The organism is Blastococcus jejuensis (assembly GCF_039534705.1).
Classification (GTDB): domain Bacteria; phylum Actinomycetota; class Actinomycetes; order Mycobacteriales; family Geodermatophilaceae; genus Blastococcus_B; species Blastococcus_B jejuensis.
The window spans coordinates 333,020-358,421 of sequence record NZ_BAAAVV010000005.1 but is presented as its reverse complement, the minus strand read 5'-3'; the positions used below and the strand labels follow the sequence as shown (position 1 = coordinate 358,421).

At 72.1% G+C, this 25,402-nt stretch carries 28 protein-coding genes; 8 read left to right on the top strand and 20 right to left on the bottom strand.

Annotated elements, in window-relative coordinates; translation table 11 throughout:
* Positions 1-5 precede the first annotated feature (5 nt).
* The 3 genes from ABD644_RS13240 to lpdA form a co-directional block, all read right to left on the bottom strand.
* The gene (locus ABD644_RS13240; RefSeq protein WP_344689384.1) at positions 6-914 is read right to left on the bottom strand and encodes a TIGR01777 family oxidoreductase; all 909 of its coding nucleotides are present in this window, start codon (positions 912-914) and stop codon (positions 6-8) included.
* Positions 915-993: 79 nt separating this feature from the next.
* Positions 994-2,799 carry a 2-oxoglutarate dehydrogenase, E2 component, dihydrolipoamide succinyltransferase gene (sucB, locus tag ABD644_RS13235; protein WP_344689383.1) on the bottom strand — a complete coding sequence of 602 codons (1,806 nt, stop codon included), beginning with the start codon at positions 2,797-2,799 and terminating at the stop codon, positions 994-996.
* A gap of 48 nt (positions 2,800-2,847) precedes the next feature.
* Complete coding sequence (gene lpdA / locus ABD644_RS13230) at positions 2,848-4,227, bottom strand: dihydrolipoyl dehydrogenase (RefSeq protein ID WP_344689382.1); 1,380 nt, start codon at positions 4,225-4,227, stop codon at positions 2,848-2,850.
* 161 nt (positions 4,228-4,388) lie between these two features.
* Here lpdA and ABD644_RS13225 point away from each other — a divergent pair, with 161 nt between their 5' ends.
* On the top strand, positions 4,389-4,739 hold the full coding sequence (locus ABD644_RS13225) for an oxidoreductase (protein WP_344689379.1): 351 nt from the start codon (positions 4,389-4,391) through the stop codon (positions 4,737-4,739).
* Positions 4,740-4,769: 30 nt separating this feature from the next.
* Here ABD644_RS13225 and ABD644_RS13220 read toward each other — a convergent pair whose 3' ends face one another.
* Complete coding sequence (locus ABD644_RS13220) at positions 4,770-6,281, bottom strand: leucyl aminopeptidase (RefSeq protein WP_344689378.1); 1,512 nt, start codon at positions 6,279-6,281, stop codon at positions 4,770-4,772.
* 35 nt (positions 6,282-6,316) lie between these two features.
* On the opposite strand from ABD644_RS13220, the gene gcvT reads away from it, so the two are divergent.
* Entirely contained in the window at positions 6,317-7,438 is a 1,122-nt protein-coding gene (gene gcvT / locus ABD644_RS13215) for a glycine cleavage system aminomethyltransferase GcvT (protein WP_344689377.1), read from the top strand.
* Positions 7,439-7,454: 16 nt separating this feature from the next.
* Here gcvT and ABD644_RS13210 read toward each other — a convergent pair whose 3' ends face one another.
* The 4 genes from ABD644_RS13210 to ABD644_RS13195 are packed head-to-tail and all read right to left on the bottom strand — an operon-like array spanning position 7,455 to position 9,673.
* On the bottom strand, positions 7,455-8,585 hold the full coding sequence (locus ABD644_RS13210) for a YihY/virulence factor BrkB family protein (protein WP_344689376.1): 1,131 nt from the start codon (positions 8,583-8,585) through the stop codon (positions 7,455-7,457).
* Positions 8,586-8,637: 52 nt separating this feature from the next.
* A complete protein-coding gene (locus ABD644_RS13205; protein WP_344689375.1) occupies positions 8,638-8,940 on the bottom strand; it encodes a DUF4235 domain-containing protein in 303 nt (100 codons plus the stop codon).
* Positions 8,937-9,236, bottom strand: a complete 300-nt coding sequence (locus tag ABD644_RS13200; RefSeq protein WP_344689374.1) for a DUF3618 domain-containing protein — start codon at positions 9,234-9,236, stop codon at positions 8,937-8,939. Before ABD644_RS13200 ends, ABD644_RS13205 begins: the two co-directional genes overlap by 4 nt.
* Positions 9,233-9,673, bottom strand: a complete 441-nt coding sequence (locus ABD644_RS13195) for a phage holin family protein (protein ID WP_344689373.1) — start codon at positions 9,671-9,673, stop codon at positions 9,233-9,235. The genes ABD644_RS13200 and ABD644_RS13195 overlap by 4 nt, the downstream gene beginning before the upstream one ends.
* A 122-nt stretch (positions 9,674-9,795) precedes the next feature.
* Between ABD644_RS13195 and ABD644_RS13190 the strand changes: the two genes are divergently transcribed.
* Positions 9,796-10,008, top strand: a complete 213-nt coding sequence (locus ABD644_RS13190; protein ID WP_344689372.1) for a hypothetical protein — start codon at positions 9,796-9,798, stop codon at positions 10,006-10,008.
* Between the two features lie 35 nt (positions 10,009-10,043).
* Here the strand turns inward: ABD644_RS13190 and ABD644_RS13185 are convergent, their stop codons facing one another.
* A complete protein-coding gene (locus tag ABD644_RS13185; RefSeq protein WP_344689371.1) occupies positions 10,044-10,922 on the bottom strand; it encodes an aldo/keto reductase family protein in 879 nt (292 codons plus the stop codon).
* A 186-nt stretch (positions 10,923-11,108) separates the two neighbouring features.
* Positions 11,109-11,714, bottom strand: a complete 606-nt coding sequence (locus ABD644_RS13180; RefSeq protein WP_344689370.1) for a DUF3043 domain-containing protein — start codon at positions 11,712-11,714, stop codon at positions 11,109-11,111.
* A 153-nt stretch (positions 11,715-11,867) separates the two neighbouring features.
* Between ABD644_RS13180 and ABD644_RS13175 the strand changes: the two genes are divergently transcribed.
* Positions 11,868-12,221, top strand: coding sequence for a HesB/IscA family protein (locus ABD644_RS13175; RefSeq protein ID WP_344689369.1), 354 nt, complete (start codon positions 11,868-11,870; stop codon positions 12,219-12,221).
* A 180-nt stretch (positions 12,222-12,401) separates the two neighbouring features.
* Here ABD644_RS13175 and asnB read toward each other — a convergent pair whose 3' ends face one another.
* Genes asnB through ABD644_RS13160 form a run of 3 tightly spaced genes read right to left on the bottom strand, consistent with a single transcriptional unit; the run spans position 12,402 to position 15,108 of the window.
* The gene (gene asnB, locus ABD644_RS13170; protein WP_344689368.1) at positions 12,402-14,333 is read right to left on the bottom strand and encodes an asparagine synthase (glutamine-hydrolyzing); all 1,932 of its coding nucleotides are present in this window, start codon (positions 14,331-14,333) and stop codon (positions 12,402-12,404) included.
* A gap of 42 nt (positions 14,334-14,375) precedes the next feature.
* On the bottom strand, positions 14,376-14,738 hold the full coding sequence (locus tag ABD644_RS13165; RefSeq protein ID WP_344689367.1) for a DUF3817 domain-containing protein: 363 nt from the start codon (positions 14,736-14,738) through the stop codon (positions 14,376-14,378).
* The gene (locus ABD644_RS13160; protein ID WP_344689366.1) at positions 14,728-15,108 is read right to left on the bottom strand and encodes a metalloprotease; all 381 of its coding nucleotides are present in this window, start codon (positions 15,106-15,108) and stop codon (positions 14,728-14,730) included. The genes ABD644_RS13165 and ABD644_RS13160 overlap by 11 nt, the downstream gene beginning before the upstream one ends.
* Before the next feature lie 229 nt (positions 15,109-15,337).
* On the opposite strand from ABD644_RS13160, the gene ctaC reads away from it, so the two are divergent.
* Both ctaC and ABD644_RS13150 read left to right on the top strand, forming a co-directional pair.
* Positions 15,338-16,213, top strand: coding sequence for an aa3-type cytochrome oxidase subunit II (gene ctaC, locus ABD644_RS13155; protein ID WP_344689365.1), 876 nt, complete (start codon positions 15,338-15,340; stop codon positions 16,211-16,213).
* Between the two features lie 51 nt (positions 16,214-16,264).
* Positions 16,265-16,666: a cytochrome c oxidase subunit 4 gene (locus ABD644_RS13150; RefSeq protein WP_344689364.1), complete on the top strand. Its 402-nt coding sequence runs from the start codon at positions 16,265-16,267 to the stop codon at positions 16,664-16,666.
* Between the two features lie 145 nt (positions 16,667-16,811).
* On the opposite strand, the gene ABD644_RS13145 is transcribed toward ABD644_RS13150, so the two are convergent.
* The 5 genes from ABD644_RS13145 to ctaE all read right to left on the bottom strand — a co-directional run bounded on the left by ABD644_RS13145 (position 16,812) and on the right by ctaE (position 21,591).
* Positions 16,812-17,174, bottom strand: coding sequence for a hypothetical protein (locus ABD644_RS13145; protein ID WP_344689363.1), 363 nt, complete (start codon positions 17,172-17,174; stop codon positions 16,812-16,814).
* Between the two features lie 164 nt (positions 17,175-17,338).
* A complete protein-coding gene (qcrB, locus tag ABD644_RS13140) occupies positions 17,339-19,012 on the bottom strand; it encodes a cytochrome bc1 complex cytochrome b subunit (protein ID WP_344689362.1) in 1,674 nt (557 codons plus the stop codon).
* On the bottom strand, positions 19,012-20,112 hold the full coding sequence (qcrA, locus tag ABD644_RS13135) for a cytochrome bc1 complex Rieske iron-sulfur subunit (RefSeq protein WP_344689361.1): 1,101 nt from the start codon (positions 20,110-20,112) through the stop codon (positions 19,012-19,014). The genes qcrB and qcrA overlap by 1 nt, the downstream gene beginning before the upstream one ends.
* Positions 20,109-20,960: a cytochrome bc1 complex diheme cytochrome c subunit gene (qcrC, locus tag ABD644_RS13130; RefSeq protein WP_344689360.1), complete on the bottom strand. Its 852-nt coding sequence runs from the start codon at positions 20,958-20,960 to the stop codon at positions 20,109-20,111. Before qcrC ends, qcrA begins: the two co-directional genes overlap by 4 nt.
* A 7-nt stretch (positions 20,961-20,967) precedes the next feature.
* Positions 20,968-21,591, bottom strand: a complete 624-nt coding sequence (ctaE, locus tag ABD644_RS13125; RefSeq protein ID WP_344689359.1) for an aa3-type cytochrome oxidase subunit III — start codon at positions 21,589-21,591, stop codon at positions 20,968-20,970.
* Positions 21,592-21,716: 125 nt separating this feature from the next.
* Here ctaE and ABD644_RS13120 point away from each other — a divergent pair, with 125 nt between their 5' ends.
* Together ABD644_RS13120 and trpD are read left to right on the top strand one after the other, a co-directional pair.
* A complete protein-coding gene (locus ABD644_RS13120) occupies positions 21,717-22,157 on the top strand; it encodes a response regulator (protein WP_344689358.1) in 441 nt (146 codons plus the stop codon).
* Positions 22,154-23,221, top strand: coding sequence for an anthranilate phosphoribosyltransferase (trpD, locus tag ABD644_RS13115; protein ID WP_344689357.1), 1,068 nt, complete (start codon positions 22,154-22,156; stop codon positions 23,219-23,221). Before ABD644_RS13120 ends, trpD begins: the two co-directional genes overlap by 4 nt.
* On the opposite strand, the gene ABD644_RS13110 is transcribed toward trpD, so the two are convergent.
* Both ABD644_RS13110 and ABD644_RS13105 read right to left on the bottom strand, forming a co-directional pair.
* Positions 23,218-23,505 (bottom strand): Lrp/AsnC family transcriptional regulator, encoded by a 288-nt coding sequence (locus tag ABD644_RS13110; protein WP_344689356.1) that lies wholly within the window; start codon positions 23,503-23,505, stop codon positions 23,218-23,220. The genes trpD and ABD644_RS13110 overlap by 4 nt on opposite strands.
* The gene (locus tag ABD644_RS13105; protein WP_344689355.1) at positions 23,502-25,334 is read right to left on the bottom strand and encodes a DEDD exonuclease domain-containing protein; all 1,833 of its coding nucleotides are present in this window, start codon (positions 25,332-25,334) and stop codon (positions 23,502-23,504) included. Before ABD644_RS13105 ends, ABD644_RS13110 begins: the two co-directional genes overlap by 4 nt.
* Positions 25,335-25,402: the final 68 nt, after the last annotated feature.

Here is a 25,402-nt window from a genome sequence, read left to right as displayed (position 1 = left end):
GGCGGTCAGCCCTTCGCCAGCGCTGCCCGCAGGGCCGAGGGCAGATCGGTGTGCGTGAACCGGTACCCCGACTCCTGCAGGCGCGTCGGGAGGGCACGCTGCCCGCCGACGACGCTGGAGCGGCCGAACTCGCCGAGCGCCAGCTTCAGGGCGAACGCGGGCACGGGCAGCACGGTCGGCCGGCGGAGCTGGCGGCCGAGCTCGGCGGTGAACTCGGCGTTCGTCACCGGGACGGGTCCGGTGAGGTTGACCGGGCCGGAGACGTCGGCGTTGAGCAGGTGCTCCATCGCCCCGATCTCGTCGGCCAGGCTGATCCACGGCCAGTACTGCTTGCCGTCGCCCATGCGCCCGCCGAGACCCAGCCGGAACACCGTGCCCAGGACCTGCACCAGCATCGCCGAGTGACCCAGCACGAGCCCGCTGCGCAGGTGCGCGACCCGGATGCCGGCAGCCTCCGCCGGCGCGGTCGCCGCCTCCCACTGGGCGCAGACCTGGGCCAGGAAGTCAGCCCCGGCCGGGTCCTTCTCGGTCACGACGCGGGATCCGGTGTCGCCGTAGAAGCCGACGGCCGAGGCCGACAGCAGCACCCGCGCGCGGCCCGGGTCGGCCGCTGCGGCCGCCGCCATGGCCTCGCTGATGGTGGTCGTGGCGTCCAGCCGGCTGGCGAGCAGGCGCGCCTTGTAGCCGCTGGTGAACGGGCGCGGCCGGATCGGCGTCCCGGCGAGGTTGACCACCGCGTCGACGTCGGCGAGCAGGTCCGGCGCGATGCGGCGGTGCTGGGGATCCCACCGGTGCTCGTCGACGTTGCGCGGGGTTCGGCGGACCAGGGTGAGGACCTCGTGCCCGTGCTCGCGCAGGGCGGGCAGGAGGGCGCCGCCGATCATGCCTGACGCGCCGGTGACGGCGATCTTCACGTGGTCCTCCGGGTGATGCGCACGTCGGCGGGAGACGCGGACGGGGCCCCGGCTCGCGCCGAGGCCCCGTCCGGGGTGATCAGGCCAGACCCAGCTCGCCGTGGAACTGGCCGGCCTCCAGGCGTTCGCGCACGGTCGTGAGGAACCGGGCGGCGTCGGCGCCGTCGACGATCCGGTGGTCGTAGGTCAGCGCCAGGTAGACCATCGACCGGACGGCGATCACCTCGCCGAGCTCCGGGTCGTTGACGACCACCGGGCGCTTGACCACCGAACCGACGCCGAGGATCGCCACCTGCGGCTGGTTGATGATCGGGGTGTCGAAGAGCGCGCCGCGGCTGCCGGTGTTGGTCAGCGTGAACGTGCCGCCCCCGAGCTCGTCCGGGGTGATCTTGTTGGTCCGGGTCCGCTCGGCGAGGTCGGCGATCTTGCGGGCGATCCCGCCGAGGCTGAGGTCACCGGCGTCGTGGATGACCGGCACGAGCAGCCCGCGCTCGGTGTCCACCGCGACGCCGAGGTTCTCGGTGTCGTGGTAGGTGACCGTGCCGGCCTCCTGGTCGATCGACGAGTTGACCGACGGGTGCGCCTTGAGCGCCTCGATGGCGGCCTTCGAGAAGAACGGGAGGAAGGACAGCTTGACTCCCTCGCGGGCCTCGAAGTCCTTCTTCGCCTGCTGCCGCAGGGTCGCGATCCGGGTGACGTCGGCTTCGACGACGGTCGTCAGCTGGGCGCTGACCTGGAGCGACTCGACCATGCGCCGGGCGATGACCGCCCGCAGCCGGGACAGCTTCTCCGTGCGGCCCCGCACCGAGGTGTCGGGCATCGCCGCGGGGGAGGGGGTGCGGGGTGCGGACGCCGCGGAGGCCGCAGGAGCTGCGGGAGTTGTCGCCTTCTCGGCGGCGGCCAGCACGTCCTGCTTGCGGATGCGACCGCCGACGCCGGTGCCGGAGACGGCGCTGAGGTCGACACCGCGGTCGGCGGCGAGCCGGCGCACGAGCGGGGTCACGTAGGCACCGCCGCCGTCACCGCTCGGAGCCTGCTCGGCAGGAGCGGGCGCTGGCTTCTCCGCCGCCGCGGCCGGTGCCGGCTGCTCCTGCTTAGGCTCGGCCCTCGGTGCCTCGGCCTTCGGTGCCTCGGCCTCGGGCTCCTCGGCCTTCGGCGCCTCGGGCTCCTCGGCCTGGGGGGCCTCCGCCTGCTTCGGCTGCGCGGGGGCGGCCGCGCCGCCCGCCGAGCCCGTGCCGATGACCGCGAGCTGCGCGCCGACGTCGACGGTCTCGTCCTCGTTGACGCTGATCGACAGCAGGGTGCCGCTGACCGGTGCCGGGATCTCGGTGTCGACCTTGTCCGTGGAGACCTCGAGCAGGGGCTCGTCGGCGGTCACCTCGTCGCCGACGGCCTTGAGCCACCGGGTGACGGTGCCCTCGGTCACGCTCTCGCCGAGCGCCGGCATGGTGACCGCGGTCCCCTCGCCGTCGCCACCGCCACCGCCGGACGACGCTGCCGGCTGCGGCTCCGGGGCGGCCTCCTGCTGCGGCTCGGCGGGCGCCTCCTCCTCGGCGGGCGCTTCCTCCTCGGCGGGCGCTTCCTCCTGGGCGGGCGCCTCCTCCTGCGCGGGAGCGGAGGCCTCGGCCGCACCGCCACCGCCGTCGCCCTCGCCGCCGATGACGGCGAGCTCGGCGCCGACCTCGACGGTCTCGTCCTCGGCGACCAGGATCTTGCTCAGCACACCGGCGGCGGGGGACGGGATCTCGGTGTCGACCTTGTCGGTCGACACCTCGAGGAGGGGCTCGTCGACCTCGACCTGCTCACCCTCCTGCTTGAGCCAGCGAGTGACCGTGCCCTCGGTGACGCTCTCGCCCAGGGCGGGCATGGTGACGGACGTCGGCATCGGGGCAGGACTCCTTCAGGCGTGGGGCGGGGGGTGGGGGAGGAAAGGTCAGCCGTGCACGTGCAGCGGCTTGCCGGCGAGGGCCAGGTGGGCCTCGCCGAGCGCCTCGCTCTGCGTCGGGTGCGGGTGGATGAGGCTGGCGACGTCGTCGGCCTCGGCCTCCCAGTTGTAGATGAGCTGCGCCTCGGCGATGAGCTCGCCGACCCGGCTGCCCACCATGTGGATGCCGACGACCGGGCCGTCGGGCGCCTGGATCAGCTTGACCGCGCCGGTGGTCTTGAGGATCTGGCTGCGACCGTTGCCCGCGAGGTCGTAGGTCAGCGTCTTGACCTCGCCGTACTTCTCCTTGGCCTGGGCCTCGGTCAGGCCCACCGAGGCGACCTCGGGATCGGAGTAGGTGATCCGCGGGACGCCGGCGTAGTCGATGGGCGCGGGGTCGAGCCCGGCCAGCCGCTCGGCGACGAGGATGCCCTCGCCGAACCCGACGTGGGCCAGCTGGAGGGTCGGGATCAGGTCGCCGACGGCGGAGATGGTCGGCACGTTCGTGCGGCAGTACTCGTCGGCCAGGACGAAGCCGCGGTCCATCTGCACCCCGGCCTCCTCGTAGCCGAGGCCCTCGCTCACCGGCCCGCGGCCCACGGCCACGAGCAGCAGCTCGGCCTCGATCTCCTTGCCGTTCTCGAGCGAGACCTTGACGCCGTTCTCCGTGTTCTGCACGCCGGAGAAGCGGCTGCCCAGCTCGAAGCCGATCTTGCGACGGCGGAACGCGCGCTCGAGCAGCTTGGAGGAGGACTCGTCCTCGAGCGGGACCAGGTGCGGCAGGGCCTCGACGATGGTCACGTCGACGCCGAAGGACTTCCAGGCGCTGGCGAACTCGCAGCCGATGACCCCGCCGCCGAGGATGATCGCCGAGGCGGGCACCCGGTCCAGGTTGAGCGCGTGGTCGCTGGTGATGACGCGGGTGCCGTCGATCTCGAGGCCGGGCAGGCTGCGGGCGTAGGAGCCGGTGGCCAGCAGGATGTGCTTGCCCTCGTAGCTCTCGCCGTTCACCTCCACCGTCGTCGGGGAGGTCAGCCGGCCCTCGCCCTCGACGTAGGTGATCTTGCGGGCCTTCACCAGGCCCTGCAGACCCTTGTAGAGCTTGGAGATGACGCCGTCCTTGTAGGAGTTGACGCCGTCCATGTCGATGCCGGCCAGCGTGGTCTTCACGCCGAACTGCTCGCCCTCGCGGGCGAGGTCGGCCACCTCGCCGGCGTGCAGCAGGGCCTTGGTGGGGATGCAGCCGCGGTGCAGGCAGGTGCCGCCGACCTTGTCCTTCTCGATCAGGACGACGTTCATGCCCAGCTCGGACGCGCGGAACGCCGCTGCGTAGCCACCGGAGCCACCACCGAGGATGACCAGGTCGGCGGGGGACGAAGGTGCGCTCACGGATGCTCCTCTGTTGCGGGCGGGATCCCGCTCGGACGGGTGGGGCTGCTGCTCATCCTGCCACTCCGGGAACGGTGCGGCCCGGAGCACCGTTGCCCATCGCGAGCCATGCGCCGACCACTGTGGTGATCACAGGCGTTCGGAGGCGGAGGGAGCAGGACATGGGGCTGTTCGACCGGCTGCGTGGCCGGCGCGGTTCGCCCGGCGACGACGCCCGCCGCGGCACGCTCGACCGCGGCTCGCAGCGCGCCGACCTGACCCACCTCGAGCAGTTCGTGGCCAGCCGCCGAGGCGTCGAGGGCTACGTGGAGCCACGCACCGCCGTCACCGAGACGACGATCGTGCTCGTCGCCGCCGACGGCGAGTGGACGCGACGGCGCATCGACGGCCCCGACGTCGCCCGCAAGCTCTCCCGCGACCTGGCCATCCCGGTCTACGACGCGCAGGTCACCGGCTACCCCCAGCGGATGCGCGACTGGTCCGCCCGCCAGAAGTCGAACCGCCTCGACTGAACGGACTTCCTGTACAGAAAGTCCGGTAGGTCAGCCGGCGATGAGGCCCTCGATCGTCGCGAGCAGGGTGCGCACGGGGACGCCGGTGCCGCCCTTGGGCGTGTAGCCCCACGGCGAGCCGGTGTTGTAGCTCGGGCCGGCGATGTCGATGTGCGCCCACGGGAGGCCGTCGGGCACGAACTCGGCCAGGAAGTGACCGCCGACGAGCATGCCGCCCATCCGGTCGGCGTTGGAGTTCACGAAGTCGGCGATGGGGGAGTCCATGCCCTTGCGCAGCTCGGCCGGCAGCGGCATGGGCCACATGCCCTCCCCGGCCCGCTTGCCGGCCGCGACGACGGCGTCGCGCAGGTCGTCGGTGCCCATGACGCCGGCGGTGCGGGTGCCGAGCGCGACCAGCTGCGCGCCGGTGAGGGTCGAGGTCTCGATCAGCGCGTCCGGGCGGTCCTCGGCGGCGCGGGCGATCGCGTCGGCGAGGACGACGCGGCCCTCGGCATCGGTGTTGGTGATCTCGGCCTTCTTGCCGTTGCGGAAGGTGACCACGTCGGCCGGCCGGTAGGCGGTGCCGCTCGGCAGGTTCTCGGCGATCGGCACGGTGGCGATCACCTCGACGGGGAGGCCGAGCTGCGCGACGAGGCAGACGGTGGCGATCACGGCCGCAGCCCCGGCCATGTCGCTCTTCATGTCCTCCATCTTCAGCGCCGGCTTGATCGAGAGGCCGCCGCTGTCGAAGGTGATGCCCTTGCCGACCAGCGCGATCTTCTTGCGCGCGCCCGAGCCCTGGTAGGTCAGCCGGAGCAGGCGGGGCTTGCGGGTCGAACCGGAGCCGACGGCGAGGATGCCGCCGTAGCCGCCGGCGGCCAGCGCGTCCTCGTCGAGGATCTCCGCGGTCAGCCCGAGCTTCTCGCCCGCCGCGGCGCCGCGGGCGGCGAGCTCGGCGGGGAAGAGGTCGTTGGGCGGCGTGTTGACCAGGTCGCGCACCAGGGCGACGGCGTCGGCGACGGCGCGGACCCGGCGCAGCGCCGTCTCCGCCTCGGCCGCGCCGGGGACGACGACGGTGACGTCGCTCGGCGGGACCGGCCGGTCGGCCGGCAGGTCGGACTTGTAGGCGGTGAACTCGTAGGCACCGAGCAGCGCGCCCTCGCCGACGGCGTGCAGGCGGGCCGCGTCGGGCGTACCACCCACGGCGGCGAGCAGGCTGACGACCGAACGTCGCCCGCCCAGGGCGCGGCTGGCGGCGCCCGCGGCGCGGCGGACCGCCTCGGGCGTGTAGCCGCCGGCGCTGTCCGGGGCGCCGAGCCCCGCGACGGCGACCACCGGGAACGGGCCCTGACCGAACGTCGGGAGCTTGGTGACCTCGTCCTCGCCGCCGCGCGCGCCCAGGTCGGCGAGCGCCGGGAGCAGCCGGCCGCCGAGCAGCCGGTCGACCGCCTCCGCCCCGGGGGTGGGTAGGGGGCCGTCGGGGCCCTTGCCGACGGCGACGACGACGGCGTCCCCGGTCAGCTTCTCCAGCGGGTGGTCGGTGGCGGTGATCGTCGGCGGCACGGCTCGATCTTATGGGCCCCGCTAGCGTGCCTCTCGTGACTCCCCGGACGTCCCCTCTCCATGACCGCCACGTCGCCGCCGGCGCCAAGCTCGCCGACTTCAGCGGCTGGTCGATGCCGATCGAGTACGCGGGGGGTGGAGTGCTGGCCGAGCACGCCGCCGTGCGCGAGCACGTCGGTCTCTTCGACGTCTCCCACCTCGGGACGGGCACCGTGCGCGGGCCCGGTGCGGCGGAGTTCGTCAACCGGTGCCTCAGCAACGACCTCGGCCGGATCGGCACCGGGCAGGCGCAGTACACGATGTGCTGCCTGCCCGACGGCGACCCGCAGGCCGGGGGAGTGGTCGACGATCTGATCGTCTACCTGCGAGGGGACGACGACGTGCTGCTGGTCCCGAACGCCGCCAACGCCGCCGAGGTGCTCGGCCGGCTGGCCGACGCCGCGCCGGCGGGGGTGACGGTGACCGACCGGCACGAGGAGGTCGCCGTCCTCGCCGTCCAGGGGCCGAAGTCGCTGCAGGTCATCGAGCTGCTCGGCGTCCCCGGCGAGCTGGCCTACATGTCGTTCGTGACCGGAACCGGCGCGCACGGTGCCGCGGAGGTGACCGTCTGCCGCACCGGGTACACCGGCGAGCACGGCTACGAGCTGCTCGTCGACGCCGACCGGGCCGGCGAGCTGTGGGACGCGGTCCTCGACGCCGGGCAGGACCTCGGCATCCGCCCGTGCGGCCTGGGCGCCCGCGACACGCTGCGCACCGAGATGGGCTACCCGCTGCACGGCCACGAGCTGTCCCACGACATCACCCCCGTCCAGGCGCGTGCCGGCTGGGCGGTCGGCTGGAAGAAGGCGGAGTTCTGGGGGCGGGCGGCGCTCACCGCCGAGAAGGAGGCGGGCCCGTCCCGCCTGCTGTGGGGGCTGCGGTCGACGGGCCGGGGCATCCCGCGGCCGGGCATGGACGTGCTCGACGCCGCCGGTGCCCGCATCGGCGAGGTCACCAGCGGCACGTTCTCCCCGACCCTGCGCACCGGCATCGCGCTGGCCCTGCTCGACACGTCGTCCGGGGTCGGCGAGGGCGACGAGGTGGCGGTCGACGTCCGTGGTCGGCCGCAGGCGGTCGACGTCGTCAAGCCGCCGTTCGTCGAGTCGCACGTGCGCTGAGGGAGAAGTCCTCTGACTACCGGCGGGTGGGGTCGGCGTCGGCCTTCGTCGGCTCGGGGTTCTCGGGCAGCGTGTCGGCCATGGTGGCGTCGCGGGAGCCCATCGGCTGTGGCTCGCCGGTCGTGGTGTCGTGCGCGGTCTGGTGCTCCGCCTCGGAGTTGATCTCCGCGCCGAGGAGCACCAGGTAGCAGGTCAGGTACAGCCACAGCATCAGCACGATGACTCCGGCGATCGCGCCGTAGGTCTTGTCGTAGGACCCGAAGTTGTCCACGTACAGGGCAAACCCGACGCTGACCAGCGCCCAGACGACGGTCACGACGACGGCGCCCAGGCTGACCCAGCTGAAGCGCGGCGCGTCGCGGTCGGGGGCGACCCGGTAGAGGATGGCGAGGGCCCCGGCGAACACGGCGAGCAGCAGGACCCACCGCGCGACCTGGGCCAGGATCGTGCCGACGATCCCCAGCGGCAGGGCGTCGAGCACGGCGGGGACGACGGCGACGAGACCGAACGTGATCAGGACGAACACGATCGCCCCGAGGGTCAGGGCGAGCGAGGTCAGCTTGAGCTTGACGAAGTTGCGGGCCTCGACCTCGTCGTAGGCGAGGTTGACGGCGGTGATCACGTTGCCCACTCCGCCCGACGCGCTCCACAGCGCGGCGAGGATCGAGACGACCAGGCTGATGCTCAGCGCGCTGCCGCTGTTGTCGACGATCGCCTTCAGCTGGTCACCGATCAGCTGTGCGGCGTCGTCCGGCAGCTGGGCGGAGAGGTCCTCGACCTGCTGGGCCACGGTGTCGGGCGATGCGACCAGCCCGTAAATGGAGATCATCGCGATCAGGGCCGGGAAGATCGACAGGAAGCCGAAGAACGCCACACCGCCGGCGATGATCGGCATGTTGTCGGCCTTGTTCTCGGCCCACGCCCGCTTGACGATCTGCTTCCAGCCCCGCCAGGGGATCTCGGTGGGCTTCTCCGCGTGCAGGCCGGGCAGCTCGGCCGGGCTCGGGGATCCCGGTGGGGGCGCATCCGGGTCGGCGGTCCTGGGCGCGGCGGCCGCCTTCGCCGCCGCGGCCCGCCGGGCCGCCTTCTCCTCGACCCGTTCCCGGATGCGGTCGACGGCGCTGTCGCGCTGCCTGGTGCCGCCCACGTCGGTGCTCCTCGGTTGTGTTGAGGTGACTTCCTCGGCCCCGCAGGGGGCTTCAGTCGCCGGGCCAGGTGCCGGTCAGCTGGGTGAAGCCCCGGGCGCCGGCGCGGTCGACCGCGGCCTTGACCGCGGCGAAGATGGCGCCCTGGATGGCGGCGGCCAGGACGACCTCGCGCATCTTGTACTCGCTCTGCAGGGCCGTCGGGGCCTCGTCCTCCTTGGCGATCACCTTCCAGACCTGCTTGAACACGATGCCGCTCACCGACCCCGCCACGATGCCGGCGATCAGGCCGACGGGCCGGTAGGCGAGCTTGGCCCCCTTGTGCTTGGGCGCCTCTCCCTTGTTGCGCTTGCTCAACGCTTCCTCCCCATTCCACGCTTCGACGTCGCACGCTTCCTGCGCAAGATCATCACCCCGACCACCAGTCCCACCAGGGCGACCGCCGCGCCGATCACGGCCGGCGGGCTCTCCCGGTAGGTCTCGACGACGGTGTCCCGCGTCCGGAAGGCGCGCTCCCGGGCCCGGGCCGGGACGTCGAGTCGGGCGCTGAGCTCGTCGACGGTCCGCCCGAGCTGCTCCCGCGTCGCCTCGATCTCGGCCTTGATGACGTCGAGGTCGTCGGCGGCATGACCGTTCTGGCTCGCCCCGGTCATCGGGCGATCCCGTGCTTCACGGTCGCGATGTCGGCCTGGACGCCGGCGATCGCCTCGGTGGGCAGCGGGGGAGACGCCTTCTCGACGTCCTTCTTGCCCACCAGGGCCAGCACCCCGGCGATCGCGAACAGCACGACCGTCACGATCAGCGCGGCCAGCCAGGCGGGCAGGACGAGCGCCAGGGCCAGGACGGCCGTGGTGATCAGCGTGGCCAGACCGAAGAAGGCGAACAGGCCCGCGCCGCCGAACAGGCCCGCGCCGATGCCGAGACGCTTGGCCTTCTGGGTGACCTCCGCCTGGGCCAGCTGCGCCTCGTTGCGCACCAGCGTGCTGATCTGCTCGGTGAGCCGGCCGACCAGTTGGCCGGTCGAGGCGTCGGCCGGGTCGGCCGGCACCGCCGTCGCTCCGGCGCGCGGTTGCTCGGGGGGTGCTGTCATCGGTGTCCTCCGCTCGGACTGTCGATGCAGGTCCATGCCCTCGCAGGCACGGCGGTAATCCGGTGACCGGTCACATCTGGGGCACGAGCCGACCGACCGCGCCCGGTCACTAGCCTCCTCCCATGAGCTGGCACTGGCGCCTCGAGGACCCGGCCGGAACGACCATCGACCCCGCGTCGGTGGGGGTGGAGGTGCCCGAGTCGGAGAACCAGGGGGACGCGGAGTCCTGGCTGGGCGAGCACTGGCGTGACCTGCTGGCCCGCGGGGTCGCCACGGTCACGCTGTTCGAGGGCGAGGAGAAGGTCTACGGCCCGATGGGCCTCGCCGCCACCTGACCCTCCACCAGAGGTGGAGGGTCAAGGCGGGGTGATCAGCCGCGGGCGGTCTTGGCCGGATCCCGCTCCACGACGTCGCCGAGCGCCTCGTCGATCCGCTTCAGGACGTCGTCGTCGAGGGTGACGCCGGCGGCCTTGACGTTGTCGTGCACCTGCTCCGGGCGGGTCGCGCCGATGATCGCCGCGGCCACGTTGCGGTTCTGCAGCACCCAGGCGACGGCGAGCTGGGCCATGGTGAGCCCGAGGTCGTCGGCGATCGGGCGCAGCCGCTGGACGCGGGTCAGGACGTCGTCGTCGGCGAGGAACCGCTGGATGAACCGTCCCGCCTCCGGGTCGGTCGCCCGGCTGCCCGCCGGCGGCTGCTCACCCGGCAGGTACTTGCCGGTGAGCACTCCTTGGGCCAGCGGCGACCAGACGATCTGCGACACGCCCTCCTTCTCCGAGGTCGGCACGACCTCGTCCTCGATGACGCGCCAGAGCATCGAGTACTGGGGCTGGTTGCTGATCAGCTGGATGCCCAGCTCGCGGGCCAGGGCGGCGCCGGCCGCGATCTCCTCGGCCCGCCACTCGGACACGCCGATGTAGAGCGCCTTCCCGGACCGGACGAGGTCGGCGAAGGCCGTCATCGTCTCCTCGAGCGGGACGGTCTCGTCGTAGCGGTGCGCCTGGTAGAGGTCGACGTAGTCGGTCTGCAACCGGCGCAGCGAGGCGTGGCAGCTCTCGATGATGTGCTTGCGGCCCAGCCCTCGGTCGTTCGCGCCGGGGCCGGTGGGCCAGTAGACCTTGGTGAAGATCTCGAGGCCCTCGCGGCGCTGGCCGGCCAGGGCGCGGCCGAGCACGGACTCGGCCTTCGTGCCGGCGTAGACGTCGGCGGTGTCGAAGGTCGTGATGCCCGCGTCGAGGGCGGCGCGCACGCACGGTGCGCGGCATCCTCCTCGACCTGGCCACCGTGGGTGAGCCAGTTGCCGTAGGCGATCTCGGAGATGTTCAGGCCGGAGCGGCCGAGGCGTCGGAATTCCACGGATGCCAACGCTAGTGGAAGGACCCTCCTGCCCCCCACCGCTCGCAAGCTCGCGGCGGGACCCTGCAGGAGGGCCGGTTCAGACGTCCGCGCCGAGGGGCACCTCGGGCTTCGGGAAACGCCAGCGCCGGATCATCGTGGCCCGGCTGATGCCGTACCAGACGACGCCCCGGGTCTTGGGCGCGTCGGGGAAGCGCTCGGCGACCTTGCCCTTGATCTTCCGGCTGAGGACGACCGAGTCGACGATCAGGAGCAGGAAGAAGCCGAACAGCATGTAGCTCGCGTAGTTGCGCACCACGATGCTGGGCACGATCGTGCCGATCAGCGCGACGCCGGCGATGACCAGGAAGAAGCTCCCGACGTTGCGGCGGCTGTCGACGATGTCGCGGACCAGCTTGCGCACCGGGCCGCGGTCGCGGGCCGGGAGGTAGGCCTCCTCGCCGCGGGCCATGCCCGCGCGCGACTCGGCTCGGCGGGAGGCCTGCTGCTCGCGCATCCGCTTGTAGGCCTCCTTCCGCGTGGTCGGCGGGGGCGGCGGGGGACCGGGACGGCGCCCCTGCGCGACGCTCCGCTTCGGGGTGGGCCGGCCCTTGCCCGTGCCGGTGGCGGCCTCGGCGGCGGAGTCCGAGGGCGTCTCGATGGTGGTCTCGGCGCGGTCGCGGCGGCCGGGCAGGCGGAGCTTCACGAGCTCGAAGTCTACGTGTGCACCCGCACAGCTCTGGGAACTCGCCTCGAGCGCCGTACAGTAGGGGCCGCAGCGGAACAGGCGACGTCCGTGCCGTGTTGCTCCGCTGCAGGACGTGCCTCAGCGGCACCCTCGGATCTTGGAGGACGGAACATGTCGGTGCAGGACACCACCTCGGTGCAGAACGGCGTCGTCCTGAGCGACCCCGCGGCCGCGAAGGTCAAGGCGCTGCTGGACCAGGAGGGTCGCGATGACCTGCGGCTCCGGATCGCCGTCCAGCCGGGCGGTTGCTCCGGCCTGCGGTACCAGCTCTTCTTCGACGAGCGGTTCCTCGACGGCGACCAGACCTATGACTTCGGCGGCGTCGAGGTGATCGTCGACCGCATGAGCGGCCCCTACCTCGGCGGTGCCGTGATCGACTTCGTCGACACCATCGAGAAGCAGGGCTTCACGATCGACAACCCCAACGCGCAGGGCTCCTGCGCCTGCGGCGACAGCTTCAACTAGAACATCGCGATCCTCCGGATCGCACTACGGCCAGGCGCCGTCCCCCTGTTGCGACGAGTGAGTCCGCGGCACCCCGCCGGGAACCCTCCGGGCCCCGCGTCGCGGCACCGCCACTCGCGGGGGCGGCTCACCTGGACACCGTGACGAAGGCCCGGCTCCGCATCGGAGCCGGGCCGTCTCTCACAACCGGACGGGGTAGACCGTCTCGGGCACGGCGGGCGTGATCCGCTCCTCGACGAAGATGCCGTGCCAGACCATGAAGACCAGCAGCGTCCAGAGCTTGCGGGAGTAGTCGACCGCCGAGCCGCTGCGCTGGTTCTCCCGGTGCGCGGTCAGCATGGCCAGCACCTGTCTGCGGTCGAGCCACTCGTCGGTCTGGCTCTCCTCGATGATCTGCCGGGCCCAGTCGTGCAGCCCCTCGGCCAGCCAGTGCCGCGTCGGGACGGGGAAGCCGAGCTTGCGCCGGTTGAGCACGTGCGGCGGCACGATCTGCTTGAGGGCCTGCCGCAGCGCGTACTTCGTCGTCGCCTTCGTCACCCGCTGGTCCACCGGCAGCGTGCCCGCCACCGCGAACACCTCGGGGTCGAGGAACGGCACCCGCAGTTCCAGCGAGTTGGCCATCGTCATCTTGTCGGCCTTGACCAGGATGTCGCCGCGCAGCCAGGTGAACAGGTCCACGTACTGCATCGCCGTCACGTCGTCGTAGCCGGCGGAGCGGGTGCGCCGGTACAGCTCGCTGGTCACCGCCACGTGCGACAGGTCGGGATCGCGGCGCTCGAGGAAGCCCAGTTCGTCGTCCCGGAAGATGCGCGCGTTGCCGTAGTAGCGCTCCTCCAGGGGGATCGAGCCGCGGCGCAGCAGGTCCTTGCCGCGCATGCCGTCGGGCAGTCGGGTCGACAGGGTGCCCAGGGCCCGGCGCAGGCCGGTCGGCAGCTTGTCGAAGGCCGCCAGCGACAGCGGCTCGCGGTAGATGTTGTACCCGCCGAACAGTTCGTCGGCGCCCTCGCCGGAGAGCACGACCTTGACGTGCTTGCGGGCCTCGCGGGCGACGAAGTACAGCGGCACCAGCGCCGGGTCGGCGACGGGCTCGTCGAGGTACCAGACGACCAGCGGGATGGCGTCGGCGAACTCCTCGGGCGTCACGACCTTGGTGATGTGCTCGACCCCGATCGCCTTCGCCGACTCGGCGGCGACGTCGATCTCGGAGAAGCCCTCCCGCTCGAAGCCGACCGTGAACGTCATCAGGTCGGGGTTGTAGCGCTTGGCCAGGGCGGCGATCGCGGTGGAGTCGATGCCGCCGGAGAGGAACGACCCGACCGTGACATCGGCGCGCATGTGCACCCGCACCGAGTCGTCGAGCACCTCGGCGATGCGGTCGTAGAGGGCCTGCTGCTCGTCCCGGCTCACCGAGCGGACCGGGAACTCGGGCCAGAAGTAGCGGCGGGTGGTCAGCTCGCCGTCGGCGACCCGGAAGGTTGTGCCGCTCTCGATCCGGCGGATCCCGCGGTGCAGCGTCGCCGGCTCGGGCACGTACTGCAGCGTCAGGTAGTGCTGGAGCGAGGCGGCGTCGACACCGCCGGCGCCCTTGTCGCCGCCGAGCAGCTCGAGCAGCGCCTTCTTCTCCGAGGAGAACGCGATCCCGCCGTCGGCCAGCCGGGCGTGGAACAGCGGCTTGATGCCGAAGGGGTCCCGCGCGCCGAACGCCGTCCCGGTGTGGGTGTCCCAGATCACGAACGCGAACATGCCCCGCAGCCGCGGCACGACGTCCTCGCCCCAGAGGTGGTACCCGGCGACGATCGCCTCCGTGTCGCCCTCCGTGGCGAACACCGCCCCGGCGGCCGCGAGCTCCTCGCGCAGCTCGAGGTAGTTGTAGATCTCCCCGTTGAACAGGATCCGGTACCGCCCACCCGCGTAGGGGAGCGGCTGCGGGCTGCCGTCGACGTCGATGATCGACAGCCGGTTGAAGCCCAGGACGACCCGCTTGTCCCACCAGACCTTGGTGTCGTCCGGCCCGCGGTGGTGCAGGCAGTGCAGGGCCTCCTGCACCCCCGCGACCGTGTCGTCGAGAACGCGGTCGGCGTCGGTGGACAGGTAGGCGAGCAGGCCACACATCAGGCGCAGGTCCTCGGGGGTAGGAGAGCGGGCGGCACAGGGTCAGACGCGCTGGCCGGCGCGGGTCTTCCGGGTCGCCGTCCGCTCGGCGTAGAAGGACAGGAACGGCACGGTGCCGGCGAGCACGGTGAGGACGGTGCCCTTCAGGCTCCACTTCGCGCGCAGCGCCAGGTCGATCGCCGAGAGGAAGAACAGGAAGTAGAGCCAGCCGTGCGCGGTGCCCAGGACCAGCACGGGGGTCGGCATGTCCGCCAGGTACTTCAGCGGGACGGCGACGACGATCAGCGCGATCAGCAGGACGCCGACGACGTTGGCCATGAAGCGGTAGCGCTGCAGCGCGGCTGCCACCGCCTGGTCGGAGCCGCGGCCGGTCGTGCGCGAGGTGTCGGTCCGCTCAGCGGCCATTGCTGCTCCGTTTTGTGCTGAGCCCCTGCCCGAGGGCGCGCTCGTTGAGCTCGGCGAGGTAGGCGTTGTAGGCGGCCAGTTCCGGGTCGCCGGTCGTGTCGATCCGCGGCCGCTGGTACAGGACGACCTGGTTGCCGGGGGCGCCCTCGTCGGGGTCGCGGTGGAGCTCGATCCGGAGCATGCGGATGTAGAACCACAGACCCATGAACCCGTACAGCGGCCACTGCAGGGCGTAGCTCCAGTTGACCGCGCCCCCGCCCGCCTCGGCCTTGGACAGCTGCCAGTAGCCGAGGAAGAAGGTGGCCACGAACAGCACGGCGACGAGCAGGTGGAGCAGTAGCCACTTGGGGGTCAGCAGCCGGGTGTACACGCTCCGACTCTAACCGCCGGCGGCGGCGGACCGGACGCGCTCGGGGCGTGATCCGGGCCGCCGCGGCGGCGACCCGCCGGGAACGTGTCTCCGGTGGTCAGCCGCCGAGCGGAGTCGGCTAGTCTCGCCCCACACTGGATCGGCGTGAGCGCCGTCGGCCGAACCGGCCGGCGGACCACGCGGAGGACCGCCCGGGCCGCCCGGGCGGAGGACGAGGAGGCAGCGAGCAGTGGCTCGAGGCAGCAGGCTCGCGCGGCTGGCCGCGCTCGGTCTCCTGGGGGTGCTGACCCTCACCGGTTGCTCCATGCCGAACAACGAGTTCTGGCGGTTCGGTTGGCCCGAGGGCGTGACCGAGCAGGCGACCGACATGCGCGAGTTGTGGACCGGATCGGTCATCGCCGCGCTGATCGTCGGCATCCTGGTGTGGGGTCTGATCCTGTTCCCGGTGGTCCGCCACCGGAAGCGCAGCGACGACCTGCCCCGGCAGACGGCGTACAACCTGCCGCTGGAGATCGTCTACACGATCGCCCCGTTCCTGATCATCGCGGCGCTGTTCTTCTACACGGTGATCGTGCAGAACAAGGTGATGGAGCGCAGCGACAACCCTGACGAGACGATCGCCGTCAACGCGTTCAAGTGGAACTGGCGGTTCGTCTACCCCGACACCCAGGGCCCCGACGGCGAGCCGGTCGACACGGTGGGCACCAGCGACGAGATCCCGATCCTCGTGCTGCCGACCGACCGCACGATCCGTTTCGAGGTCGCCTCGGCCGACGTCATCCACTCCTTCTGGGTGCCCGAGTTCCTCTTCAAGCTCGACGTCATCCCGGGCAACGAGAACGGGCGCGACAACGTCTTCGAGGTCACGGTGCAGGAGGAAGGCGCCTACGTCGGCCGCTGCGCCGAGCTGTGCGGCACCTACCACGCGTTCATGAACTTCGAGGTTCGCGCGGTCTCCGGCGACGACTACGACGCCTACCTGCAGGCCCGCGAGGAGGGCATGACCACCTTCGAGGCGCTCGAGGAGATCGGCCAGCCCGGCAAGGCCACGACCACCCAGCCCTTCGACCTCGGGCAGGACCTGCAGCAGGCCAACGGTGGCTGATCTGATCTCGTCCCGGGTCCGCACCACGAGCAACCACGAGGAGGCACGGCCATGAAGGTCGAGGCGCTCATCTTCAACGTGATCGCGTTGGCCTGCGTCATCGCGGCCGTCGTCTACGGCTTCTGGGCGCAGGAGCCCATCGGCACCACGGCGCTCGTGCTCTCGGGCGGGCTGACCGGGCTGATCGGTGGCTTCTTCTGGTTCGTCTCCCGGCGCATCGACGCCCGCCCGGAGGACCGCAAGGACGCCGACATCGCCGAGGGGGCCGGCGAGCTGGGCTTCTTCAGCCCCGGTAGCTACTGGCCCTTCGCGCTCGCGCTCTCGGCCGGCCTGATGGGCATCGCGCTGGCGTTCTTCTACACCTGGCTGATCCTCATCGCCGGGGTGGCGCTGCTCGTCACCATCGGCGGCCTGCTCTTCGAGTACTACGTGGGTCAGAACGCAGCCCACTGACGCCGAGCACCCCCGTCCTGCCGAGGGCCCCGTTCGCACCTGCGGACGGGGCCCTCGTCTTTCCGGGCCACCTTGGGCGGGCAGTGGCCCGCAACCGGCCATCCGGGGGGCCGAGTGGCCGCGTGGGGGCCAATGCTCGGCCCGGCTAGCTGTTGATCACTGTCACGACCGTGAGCACGGTGAGCGCCAGGCCGGCGCCCGCCCCGACGGCGAGGGGAACCAGACCGCGGCGGTCGCCGGCGCGGGAGACACGACGGCCGAGGACGACGGCGGCGACGCAGGGCGCCAGGTAGAGCGCGAGCGGCGGCAGTGCGCAGACGACGTCGACCCACAGCGGCGCGGCGGGGCTCTCCGCCGCGTAGCCGAACAGGTCGTACATGACGTAACCGAGCGCCAGTGCGGGCAGGAAGAACACCGGGACGAGCGCGACGGCGATCCAGGCCCGCCGCAACGCCCCCGCGTCATGGCCCGGAGAGGGCCGGGCGTCGCTGTGGTCCAGGGATGACATCGTCCACCTCCGTCCGGGCTGATCGTCGGCCCGGGTGGACGAGCCGCTCAGGGCCGAACGACACGCGGCGGCGGCCGGAGGGCACTCTCGCCTACCCCGCGCCATGCAGAAGGGCCCCGGTGGAGTCCACCGGGGCCCTTCTGGGTGCTGCTGGGTGTGCCGACCTAGTCGCGAGGCTCCTGCGGCCGACCGCCGTCGGCGGGACGACCGCCCTCGGTCGGGCGACCCGACGACGTGAGCTCGCCCGTCGCGTGGCCGCGCTCCTCGGCGCGCGCCTCGATCTCGACCTGGGACGGCTCCTCGATCGGCGTGAAGAACCCGCGGATTGCCCGGCGGGCGCCGCCCACGTGGTTCATCCGCTTCGGCACCGGAGCGCCGCCGTAGGACAGCGAGCCGTGACCGTGCTCGTCGACCGGTCCGAGGGGCTGGTGCACCTCGATGAACTCACCGTGCGGCAGTCGCCGGATGACACCGGTCTCGATGCCGTGCTCGAGCACCTCGCGGTCGTGCTGCTGGAGGCCCAGGCAGATCCGGTAGGTGAGCACGTACGCGATCGGCGGGAGCACGATGCAGCCGATGCGGCCCACCCAGATCATCGCGTTGAGGCTGATGTCGAACTTGTCGGCGATGACGTCGTTGCCGCCGGAGATCATGAGCACGAGGTAGAACGTCAGCGCCATCGCCCCGAGAGCGGTGCGCACGGGCACGTCGCGAGGCCGCTGGAGCAGGTGGTGGGACGTCTCGTCCTTGGTCATCTTGCGCTCGATGATCGGGTAGAGCGCCAGGACCGTGAACATCAGGCCGGCGATGACGACGGTCGGCCAGAACAGCGCCGGGATCGTGTAGTCACCGGGCAGGTTGATGTCGAACGGCGGGAACAGGCGGGTCGACCCGTCGAGGAAGCCGATGTACCAGTCGGGCTGGGACGCGGCCGACACCTGGGCCGGGTTGTACGGGCCCCAGAGCCACACGGGGTTGATCTGGACGAGCCCGCCCAGCGCGGCGCAGACGCCGAACACCACGAAGAACAACCCGGTGGCCTTGCCTGCGAACACGGGGAAGAGCCGGTTGCCGACGACGTTGTGCTCGGTGCGGCCCGGGCCGGGGAACTGGGTGTGCTTCTGCTTGATCAGGATCAGCAGGTGCAGGGTGATCAGCAGCAGCAGGATGCCCGGCAGCAGCAGCACGTGGACGATGTAGAAGCGCCCGATGATCTCGGTGCCGACGAAGTCGCCGTTGAACACCGCGAAGTGCGCCCACGTGCCGATGACCGGGACCGACAGCAGGATCGCGCTGATGATGCGCAGGCCGGTGCCCGACAGCAGGTCGTCGGGGAGCGAGTACCCGGTGACGCCCATGAGCAGCGCGAGCACCAGCATCACGACGCCGATGAGCCAGTTGGTCTCCCGCGGCCGGCGGAACGCGCCGGTGAAGAAGATCCGGAGCAGGTGCACGACGATCGCCGCGACGAACAGCAGCGCCGCCCAGTGGTGGACCTGGCGCATGAACAGGCCGCCGCGGACGTCGAAGGACAGCTGCAGCGTCGAGTCGTAGGCCGCGGACATCTCCACGCCGCGCAGCGGCGCATAGGAGCCCTGGTAGACGACCTCCTGCATGGAGGCGTCGAAGAAGAACGTCAGGTACGTGCCCGAGAGCAGCAGGACGATGAACGAGTAGAGCGCGATCTCGCCGAGCAGGAACGACCAGTGGTCGGGGTAGACCTTGTTGAGGGTCCGCCGGATCCACGGCGTCAGGTGCATGCGCTCGTCGAGCTCGTAGGCCCCCTTGCCCAGGCGCGTCGTGGGGGCCCCGGGGGAGGCGGCGGTGCGGGTGGCCATCAGATGCGCTCCCGGTTCCAGTACGTCGGGCCTACGGCCTCAGGGTAGTCACCGCGGGCGACGAAGAAGCCCTCGTCGTCGACCGTGATCGGCAGTTGCGGGAGCGACCGGGTGGCCGGCCCGAAGACCGGCTTCGCGCCCTGCGTGACGTCGAACTGCGACTGGTGGCAGGGGCACAGGATCCGGCTGGTCTCCTGCTCGTAGAGCGAGACCGGGCAGCCGGCGTGGGTGCAGATCTTGGAGTAGGCGACGTAGTCGCCGTAGCCGAAGTCCGCCTGGCCGTCCTGCGGCCGCAGGTTCGCCAGCTGCTCGGGACGCAGGCGGATGAGCATGGTCGCGGCGTCGGCCTGCCGGTTGCCGCCCTCGACGGCCGGGAAGACCGTCTCCAGCGAGCCGGGCTCCTGGTCGCCAGGGCGGATCGGGCTGCCGTCGTCGCGGACGAGCCGCACGCCCTCGCGCCAGGAGGTCTGGCCCAGCGGGTTGCCCTTGTTCGGGTTCTTGATCAGCCCGCCGAGCGGCATGATCAGCATCAGCCCGAGACCGCCACCCATGAACAGCAGGGAGCGGGTGATCATCTTCCGGCGGGCGAGGCCGCTGCGGTGACCCCAGGTGGTGAACGTGCCGCCGGTGGTCACGCGGTCGAAGTGCGAGCCCTCCTCCTTGGCCTGCACCGCGGTCTCGTGCGGGAGCAGCTTCTTGGTGAAGAGCACGAAGCCGACGCCGACGCAGATCAGCGCCAGGCCCATGAAGAGGCCCAGGACGGGCGTGAAGAACGCGCTCCAGCCGCCCTCGTCGACCTCCCAGTGCCAGTCGGGCAGGAACCAGCCCGAGCCGACGTAGGCGGCGACGAACAGGAAAGCGAACAGGCCACCCAGGGTGAAGAGCATCCCGACCTGCTTGAGGGCCCGCTTCTCCATCGCCGAACCGGGCTCGGGGCCGGGCTCGACGTGCAGGATCTCGACGTGGTCGTACCGGGCGCCGAGGCGGTCGAGCTCCTCGCGGTCCATCGCCGCGAGCTGCTCGGGGGTGTAGTCGTCGTCTGGTCCGCCGTACAGCTCGCCAGTGGCGTCCGCGCCGGGGCGGGTGTCGCGGGTACTCACGCCTTGCTCCCCATCCAGAAGATGCCGAACATCAGGGCGCCGATCCCGACGACCCAGATCACGAGGCCCTCGCCGACCGGGCCGACGCGGCCGATGCCGGCACCGCCGGGGTCGGCCTGCGCCGTGATGGTCTGCACGTAGTTGATGACCGCGCGCTTCTCCTCGGGCGTCAGCTGGTTGTCGCCGAAGACCGGCATGTTCTCCGGTCCGGAGAGCATCGCGGTGTAGATCTCGAGGTCGGTGGCGTCGAGCAGGCTCGGGGCCGCCTTGCCGGAGGACAGCGCGCCGCCCTGGCCCACGAAGTTGTGGCACGAGGCGCAGTTGAGCCGGAACAGCTCACCGCCCTGGGCCAGGTCGCCGTCCCGCAGGTCGCCCGAGGGGACCGTCGGGCCCCCGCCGTTGGCCTGCACGTAGGCCATGAGCTGGTCGATCTCCTCGTCGCTGAAGACCGACTCCTTCTTGTGGGCGTCGGCCTCCTGACGGACCAGCGGCATGCGGCCGGTGTGCACCTGGAAGTACACGGCCGCCTCGCCGACGCCGATCAGCGACGGGCCACGCCCCTCGACGCCGTCGAGGTTGGAGCCGTGGCAGCTGATGCAGCTCTGCTCGTACAGCTCGCGGCCCGCGGCCTCGGCGGCGGACTCCGACGTGCCGTCGTCGGCGGCCTGCGCCGGCGAGAACACCGAGTACATGGCGCCGGTCAGGAACAGGGCGGCGAGCAGGCCGGCGACATTGGCGAGGCGACGGCGGGCCTTCGACCGGCGGCGGGCCCGGGCGCGGGCGACCGGGGTGCCGTCGGGCTCCGAGGAGCCGGGCAGGGCGTCGGACTGCGGGTTCGTGGTGGACACCGGTTCCCTAGCGGATCAGGTAGATCGTGGCGAAGAGCCCGATCCACACGACGTCGACGAAGTGCCAGTAGTAGGAGACCACGATGGCCGCGGTCGCCTGCGCGGGCGTGAACCGGCCCATGGTGGACCGGATGAGCAGGTAGACGAAGGCGACGAGGCCTCCGATGACGTGCAGGGCGTGGAAGCCCGTCGTCAGGTAGAAGACCGAGCCGTAGGTCGACGACGAGATCGTCGTCCCGTGCTCGGTGACCAGGACGCGGTACTCGTTCGCCTGGCCGAGCACGAAGACAAGGCCCATGAGGAACGTGATCGAGAACCAGCGGCGCAGGCCGTAGACGTTGCCCTGCTCGGCGGCGAAGACGCCGAACTGGCAGGTCACCGACGACAGCACCAGGATCACCGTGAAGACGGTGGCGTAGGGCAGGTCGAGCTCGGTGGGCGCCGGGGGCCACTCTCCTTCCGCCCGGGCGCGTGCCGTGAAGTACATGGCGAACAGGCCGGCGAAGAACATCAGCTCGCTGGAGAGCCAGATGATCGTGCCGACGCTGACCATGTTCGGTCGGGTCAGGGAGTGCACCCGCGATGTGTCGAAGGTGCTGCTCGCGACGGGGGCCGTTGTCACGGGGGTCATCATGGCATCGGCAGGGGCCGGTAACGACTCCGGGTCGACCGCGTGGCGCACAAAGTGATCAGCCCGAGACGGTCACCGCCCGGCGTGTCCGGGACAGCAGCGGTGCGGGCACTAGTCTCGGGCCCGTGAGCCGCGCCTCCTCGACCGCCGACACCCCCGCCCTGCAGGCCAGCGTCCTGGTCTTCAGCCACCGCCAGGACGTCCGCGACGCCGTGCGGACGGCGGTCGGTCGCCGTCCTGCCGCCGACGTGGGCCCGCTGACCTGGATCGAGTGCTCGACCGGTGACGAGGTCATCGCCGCCGTCGACCGGGGCGGCATCGACCTGTGCATCCTCGACGGCGAGGCGCAGCCGGTCGGCGGTCTGGCGGTCTGCCGCCAGCTCGACGAGGAGGTCGCGGACCGCCCGACGGTGTGCGTCCTCATCGCGCGGGACGCCGACCGGTGGCTGGCGCACTGGTCGCGCGCCGAGGGCACGCTGCCCATGCCGGTCGACCCGCTGACCGCTCCCGGCGTCGTCGCGGACCTCCTGCGCGAGCACGCGCGGCGGCCCGTCGTCCGCCGGTGAGCGCGGCGCCAGGCGCGACGCCGACCTGGCCGCGCCTGCTCAACCGTCTGCTCCGCCGCGAGGACCTCTCCGCCGCCGACACCGCGTGGGCGATGAACGAGGTGATGGCGGGGGAGGCCACCCCGGCCCAGATCGCGGCGTTCGTGGTCGCGCTGCGGGCGAAGGGCGAATCGCCCGACGAGGTCGCCGGCATGGCGGCGACGATGCTCGAGCGGGCCACCCCGGTGCGGCTGCCCCTGGCCTGCGTCGACATCGTCGGCACCGGCGGTGACGGCGCGCACACCGTCAACATCTCCTCCATGGCGGCGGTGGTCACCGCCGCCGCAGGCGTGCCGGTCGCCAAGCACGGCAACCGGGCCGCGTCGTCGTCCTCCGGGGCCGCGGACGTGCTGGAGGCGCTCGGTGTGGTCATCGACCTCCCCGCCGCGGCCGTCGCGTACTGCGTCCAGGAGGCCGGGATCGGCTTCTTCTTCGCGCCGGTGTTCCACCCCGGCATGCGGCACGCCGGCGCCCCGCGCCGCGAGATCGGCATCGGCACCGTCTTCAACTTCCTCGGCCCGCTGACCAACCCGGCGCGGCCGGTGGCCTCGGCGATCGGCTGCGCCGACCTGCGGATGGCCCCGGTGCTCGCGGCCGTGCTCGCGGGGCGGGGGAGCCGGGCGCTGGTCTTCCGCGGCGACGACGGCCTCGACGAGCTCACCACGGCGACGACGTCGTCGGTGTGGGTGGTCCGCGACGGCGAGGTCGAACCCGACCGGCTCGACCCCACCGCCCTCGGGATCGCGACGCCGCCGCCGGACGCCCTGCGCGGCGGCGACGCGACGGTCAACGCCGATGTCTTCCGCCGCGTGATGGAGGGCGAGCAGGGGCCGGTGCGCGACGCGGTGCTGCTCAACGCCGCGGGCGCTCTGGCCGCGTTCGACGAGCGGGCCTCGCGGCTGCACGACGCCCTGGGCGCCGGGATGGAGCGTGCCGCACGGGCCGTGGACGACGGGTCCGCAGCAGCGCTGCTCGACCGATGGATCGCCGTCAGCAAGACGGCCCGGGACGCCGTCGGGGCTTAGTCGGCGGTGTCGAAGCCGATCGAGAACGCGGCCTCGAGGTCGTGCTGCGAGTACGCGCGGAAGGCGATGTGGGTCTCGGTGTCGAGCACGCCGGGCACCTTGTTGATCCGGCCCGCGATCACCTCGGCCACCTGGTCGAACTCGCGCACCCGCACGATGGCGATCAGGTCGACCTCGCCGGCGGTGGAGTAGACCTCGCTGACGCCGTCGAGGTCGGCGACGGCCGCCGCCACCTCGGGGATCGAGTCGGTGGCTGCATCGATCATCACGATGGCGGTGATCACGCCGGCGATGCTATCGGGGTGCGCCTCGGGCCGCCCGCACCCGCCGTCACGCGGTCGGGTCGGGCGCGGGTGCCCAGCGACCGCCCGTCGGTGAACGGGTCGCGGTGCACCCGCCCGACCTCGACGCGGGCGAGGAAGGCGCGGTAGGCGCCGATGCCCGGCGCGGGGCTGGCCAGGGTGCCGGCGAGCTCGACGAGCCGCGTGCCGGGCTTCTCCATCCAGCGCAGCACGAGTTCGGTCTCGTCGACCGAGGCGGCTGCCTCCTCGTCGGGACCGGTCGGGGTCTCCGCCGTCGCCATCAACCCGGCCAGGGTCGCCCGCACCGAGGTGCCCTGCGGGGCGCAGCCCGCGGCGACCAGCCGGCCGCGCCGGACGACCGACAGCTGCCAGCCACCCGCGCCGTCGGGCCGGGCGAGGACGAGCTCGGGGACGGCGGCCAGCGACTCCAGCCGCTGCCGGCGACGCACCGCGCGCAGCAGGACCGCCACCCGGTCGCGCAGCACCGCGGCGTCCTCGTAGCGCTCCTCGGCCGCGAGCCGGTCGACCCGCTCGAGCAGCGGCGTGACGAGGCCACGGGGGTCGGAGGCCACCGCGGCGCGGAAGACCGCCGCGATCGAGGCGTACTCGTCGACCGACTGCGCGCCGGTGCAGGGCGCGCCGCACCGCCCCATGCCGGCGAGCGCGCATTCCGTGCCGAGCACGCGGAGGGAGAGCCGGCCGGTGCACTGCCGCAGCGGCAGCGACTCGTGGACGGCGACGACGGCGGCGTCGGCCGCCCGCCGGTCGGGGAACGGACCGAGGAAGACACCCGCACCGGGCCGCACGCGACGTACCACCGACAGCCGGGGGAAGGGTTCCTCCGTCAGCCGGACCCACAGCGCGCGCTCGGGGAAGCGGGACCGGCGGTTGTACCGGGGCTTGTGCTCGGCGATCAGGCGCAGCTCGCGCACGGCGGCCTCGAGGTCGTGGGCGCAGGGGATCGCGTCGATCCGCTGGGTGAGCGCGACCATCTCGGTGATCCGGCTGCGTTGCTCGCCGGAGGTGAAGTAGCTGCGCACGCGGGTGCGCAGGTCGTTGGACGTGCCCACGTAGAGCGGCTCGTCCTTGGGGCCGCGGAAGAGGTACACACCGGGCCCGTGCGGGACCGCGTCGGCCAGGTGCCGCTTGCGGCGCCGCTCGGGGTCGACCTGCCGGGTGAGCCCGGTCAGCTCCTCCAGCGACGTGATGCCGAGCGGGCCGAGCCGCTCGAACAGGCCGTGCAGGACGTCGACGGTCGCGCGCGCGTCGTCGAGGGCGCGGTGGGTCGGGGAGGTCGTGGCCGAGAAGTAAGGGGCGAGGGTGGCCAGCTTGCAGTTGGGCACCTCGTCGCGGGTGAGCAGCCGTCGCGCCAGCACGGCGGTGTCGACCGACGCCGCCGGCGGCCAGGCCAGACCGTTCTCGGCGCACGCGGCCTTGAGGAACCCGAGGTCGAACGGGGCGTTGTGGGCGACCAGCACCGCGCCGCGGGCGAACTCCAGGAAGGTCGGCAGGACGGCGCCGATGCGGGGCGCCGCCGCCACCATCGTCGAGGTGATGCCCGTCAGCACGCTGATGTAGGGCGGGATCTCCTGGCCCGGGTCGACGAGGGTCTGGAACTCCCCGAGGACGACGCCTCCGCGGACCTTGACCGCGCCGATCTCGGTGATGGCGTTGTCCTTCGGCGAGCCGCCGGTGGTCTCGAGGTCGACGACGACGAACGTGACGTCGGCCAGCGGAGTGCCGAGTTCGTCGATCGTGACCTGCTCGAAGCGAGCCGGTTCGCCGCGCAGGAGGGCGGGGGAGGGGGGCACGGGGCGGACGCTAGATCGGGCTAATGACACTCTTGTGATGCCGCGCCGGTCCGGGACGGCAGGCGGTC